Genomic DNA, 4,726 nt, shown 5'->3' with positions numbered 1-4,726 from the left:
GCGGCCCGCCCCGCCGCCGGGGGGCCGGGGGGGGGCGTTTGCGGGGGGCTCGGAATGTCAGGCCCCAACGTGCTGCAGTGCGCCTATCTTCCCTTGCTTATTGGGCGTTCAAGGAAATCGAACAAGGACATTCTACGAGCGATTTGATCAGGCTGATTCTGAAAGGCAGCCAATGTTACGCATCGCTAGGGCTTTGCTTGCGCCTAGCCATCGAGACATTTGAAGTCTCGGAAGTCACCCTGCCCATTCTTACCTGCCAACGTCTCTGGGAGCATGATTTTGCGCGCCTTGTGCAAGAGCCACTAAAAGACATTGACCTATTAGGGCTTGGTTTTCTTACGCAATTGAAAGGTGATAAAGCCAAGGCGAAAGCATTTCTTGAGAGCCGAGAATACCGTAAACGCGATGTGCGCGAACTTGCAATGCGTTTTGCCATCAGCGGTGATATGAGTTTGCGGGATCTTTTCAAAAAGACGATGGAAGCCTTTCCGGAAAACCTTCCTTATATAATTGAAGAAGAACGCGAAAATTTGCAACGAACGCAGGATTTGAGGGAGAAAGCAGAACTCTGGTCCGGTCTTGGTAATATTAAGAATTATCGTCGGTATGAAACTGAAAACGACCAGATCGCTATCGGATATGAATCGCCAAAGCAGGTGCCTGAGGCGATGCAAGAACGATCTATCAAGGCTGCAGAATTCTTAACTCATCAACGTGTGCTCAATTGGGCACAAAAATCCTTGAATGAGAACGGGCTTATCAAAGGAATAACATTGGAAGATGCTATTACTTTTGCAAAAAAGCAAGATAGCGATGAGCTATTTGAGGAACTCGCTGATGCTGGTCAACCTGCGATGATACAAAGTGGCGTTTCTGCTATCGCCGCGTGCCTTATCCGATTTGGTGAAAGTAATTCATCCGATCAACCATGGGCATGGCACGTTATGGAACGTGTTCTAAAAATGCGGGAACGCGGCGAAGCCCATGGATCGAAAATTCCATGGCATCCCTGTTTTCACCTTATTTCTGCGTTGTTCCATGACCGTAAGAGCCGTGTGCCCCGTTTGGATTCCTCTGCCCACCTGATTTTGGTTGCGAGTCATCCGAACGAGGATGTGCAGATCATGGCTTTTCAAGCTCTTTTTTGGGACCCGGACCCACATGTGAAGTGGGTTGCCGCGCACTTCGCGTTCGACCTCGCGCATTATATCGCTCCGAGGCAGAATCAAGAGACTTTCAGGCTTGATGACATAGCAGATCGAAAAGCGCGAACCGCTGCTCGCACGAAGGCACTGCATACCCTTAGCGTTGAATCGCTGGAAGCTTTTGAGCCCCTGCCACCTGCGTGGGTGAATGCCCCTACAGGAAACAGACATTCGGACGACTACTGGACCGCTCCAGAGCGCTCCTTCGACGGTCATTACGCCGCCAAGCTCTTCAAGTTCTTTCCGCTTGAAGAGTGGTGCCAATCAGATGTTTATCGTCCAAAAATACAGTCGCTTCTTGTCGATCTCTCGCTATGGACCGCCGAGCGGTTGATGCCATCGTGGGATGATAGAAAGACGCGGCGAGGCAAGGATACGAATCTTTTCGAATGGGATTGCACTTTAGGTACGATGCTTGCGCGCGCCTTACCTTTTTTTGATCTACAGTGGGTTCGCGACAATTTCGTTAAGCCTTTCTCTTCAAACGATGAAGAAGCATTACGCATGCTTGCGAAATTTGCGGGAAGTGTTGTTACCCATCATGTTTTTGACGCCAAGGAAATTCCCGAGAATGCACTGCCAATTCTTGACGATTTTGTGCAGCGCGTGATCGACGACAGAGTATTCGTGCCGAACAGTTATCGTGCGGGAGCGGTTAACGGCTATGATATGCCAGATCTTATCAAGGCGCTTCTGTTTGTAAATGTCGACACCGAATGTCCGGGTGCTGCGCGGTTCGTCAATGGCGATTGGGGTGATATCGCGATTATTATGCCTGTTGTGACGAAGCTCGTTAAAGCGGCAGGCTGGTCAAAATACGTCATGCAGAACTACTTGACCTTGTGCGAACGTAGTGACGTTTCTTATCCGATTGATGCATTTATCGAACAGGTTTCTGGAGCTTTGACCTCAATCGAATACGCTAAAGGAAGTTGGGTAGGAACATCATTGCCCGCGCGTCTTGCGGCCGTCATTCAACGACTAGCAGAAGCAAATTATCCTCTCGAAATAAATCGCGCACGAGGATTGCTGAAGCTTCTTGACGCGTTGATTGACCTCGGAGACCGCCGCAGTGCGGCGCTCAAGCAAGATGAGGTGTTTCGCCGTGTCCAGGGCTTGGTTACCTAATTGGGACTTTTCTGGGTATCGGCTTGATTAGGCAACGATAGATACGCGAAAGCATGTATGTGCCCTCCAATTCGATCAATCGAAACCAATTGACCCGTTATCGGTCCGATTGCGAATGTCCGCTCTGTGGAAAGCTGTCTGGTGTGCCGTATGTCTAAGATGAGGCGAAACCAGTCGTGCGCCGCGGAGTTCGGTTCAACATCTCTTATCTGATCGCTTCTGGCGGCAGCATCTATTGAAACTGAAAACCACGGCTCACCGCGCCATACAACCTCCATGCCTGCCCGTTGCAGGTTTCTTCATCTATCCTATTACTTACACAAACACCGCCGATGACCGCATGGGATGATTTTGTTCTTTTCCATGACGCATAACCCTGTCCAATGACTCCAGTATCGTCTGGAGAAACCGTCATGGACGCACGAGACAGGCAGGCACGGATCGAGATCATTCTTCCCGACGGCGAGGCAGCCGCACCTTATGTGACGGATGCCAGCGTGCTCCGCCTGGCGCGGCTCATCGGTCGTCAGATGGCTCGCGAGGATTATGAGCGTCAGAAGCACCGCCAACGCCGCACCCGCCATCCAGCAGGGCCTGCCCGAAAAACGTGATGGCGACGCCAACGAATTGACTACCATCCGACGAGTGGAAGTAAGGTAAGCTCTGACACCCTCTCTTTTTGGAAGATAATGCCCGGAGCCCTCCCATGGTCCGTGTCGCGCTCTATGCCCGCTATTCCTCCGACAATCAGCGCGCAGCCTCAATCGAGGATCAGTTCCGCATCTGTCGCGAGCACGCCAAACGCGAAAAGTGGAAGGTCGCCAGCGCTTACAAGGACGCAGGCATCTCCGGATCCAGCATGATCCTGCGTCCCGGCATCCAGACCCTTTTGCAGGACGCGCAGCGTAGCGAATTCACTGTCGTACTGGCTGAAGCGCTGGACCGCATCAGCCGCGATCAGGCAGACGTCGCCACCCTGTTCAAACATCTGAAGTTTGCAGGGGTCAAAATCGTTACTCTGGCCGAAGGCGAGATCAGCGAACTGCATGTCGGCCTCAAGGGCACAATGAACGCCCTCTTCCTGAAAGACCTGGCGCAGAAGACCCATCGGGGCCTGCGCGGTCGGGTCGAGGACGGCAAGTCCGGTGGCGGCCTATGCTACGGCTACAAGGTGATCAAGAAGCTGGACGCACGAGGCGATCCGATCCGGGGCGACCGGGAAATCGACCCGAACGAGGCCAATATTATCCGGCGCATCTTCAAAGACTTTGCGGCTGGCATCGGCCCGCGTGCGATCGCGCGCACACTCAATGATGAAGGTATCCCTGGTCCGAACGGCAAGCTGTGGATCGACACCACGATCCGGGGGCATGTCCAGCGCGGCACAGGGATCGTCAACAACGAACTCTATATCGGCCGCCTCGTCTGGAACCGGCTCCGCTATATCAAGGATCCCTCAACCGGTAAGCGGGTGTCTCGGTTGAACCCTGAATCTTAATGGATCATCACCGAGGTGCCCGAGCTGCGGATCGTCGATGATGCGCTCTGGCAGGCCGTCCGCGACCGTCAGGCGAAGATCGCTGCGCAATATGTCAATGTCATCGCGGCCGTCCGGACATCGGCCGCAAACCGGATGAACGGCATGCGCCGTCCGAAATCCCTGTTCTCAGGGATGATTTTCTGTGGCGTCTGCGGCGGCAGCTACTCGCTCCGCGAGAAGGACCGCTATGCCTGCTCAAACCGGATCGCTAACCGTTCCTGCCATAACAAGGCGACGATCCTGCGCCCCGATCTTGAAGAACGCGTGCTCGCCGGCCTCAAACACAAGCTGATGACACCCGAAGCCGCCGCTGCAGCCATGAAAGCCTATACGGAAGAGACCAACCGGCTGAATTATGAGCGCCGCGCCAACAGTTCCGGCTGGAAGGCCGAACTGGCTAAAGTCGAGAAAGGCATCGCTGGTATTCTGACCGCGATCGAAAACGGGATGTTCGAGCCAGAGATAAAGGAACGGATGCGAGTACTACGGGAGCGCAAGGTTGAACTGGAAGCCCTGCTCTCCTCCGAACTGGAGGATACGCTCGACATTCATCCGAATGTCGCGGCGATGTTCAAGAAGAAGGTGGAGCGTCTGACCGAGAGCCTTAACCAGCCAGCGGACCGGGCCGAGGCGTCCGAAGCTGTTCGCGCACTGGTGGAGAAGATCGTCCTGTCGCCGGGTGATAAGCGCGGCGAGATCTTCGCAACGCTGTATGGCGAGCTTGGAACGCTGCTGAGATTCGTGAACCAGAAGGACACGAAATCAGGCAAGTCCCTGAAAGGACTTGCGAAAACATCAATGATGGAAGTGGTTGCGGGGACAGGATTTGAACCTGTGACCTTCAGGTTATGAG

Annotated in this window: 2 protein-coding genes and 1 pseudogene; all 3 read left to right on the top strand. The window is 53.9% G+C overall.

The genetic code is table 11. The features are described from left to right. Nucleotides 1–2,333, top strand: a 2,333-nt coding sequence (locus tag ABF824_RS15510; RefSeq protein ID WP_415489879.1) for a hypothetical protein, incomplete at its 5' end; no start/stop codon positions are given. A gap of 413 nt (nt 2,334–2,746) precedes the next feature. After that, on the top strand, nt 2,747–2,944 hold the full coding sequence (locus tag ABF824_RS15505; protein WP_415489878.1) for a hypothetical protein: 198 nt from the start codon (nt 2,747–2,749) through the stop codon (nt 2,942–2,944). A 95-nt stretch (nt 2,945–3,039) separates the two neighbouring features. Next, a pseudogene (locus tag ABF824_RS15500) lies at nt 3,040–4,725 on the top strand (recombinase family protein). Nucleotide 4,726: the final 1 nt, after the last annotated feature.

It is taken from the genome of Acetobacter sp. (assembly GCF_047721705.1).
In the GTDB taxonomy this organism is placed as follows: domain Bacteria; phylum Pseudomonadota; class Alphaproteobacteria; order Acetobacterales; family Acetobacteraceae; genus Acetobacter.
Note: the sequence above shows the minus strand (reverse complement) of the source record. Positions and strands in the feature narration are given on the sequence as shown.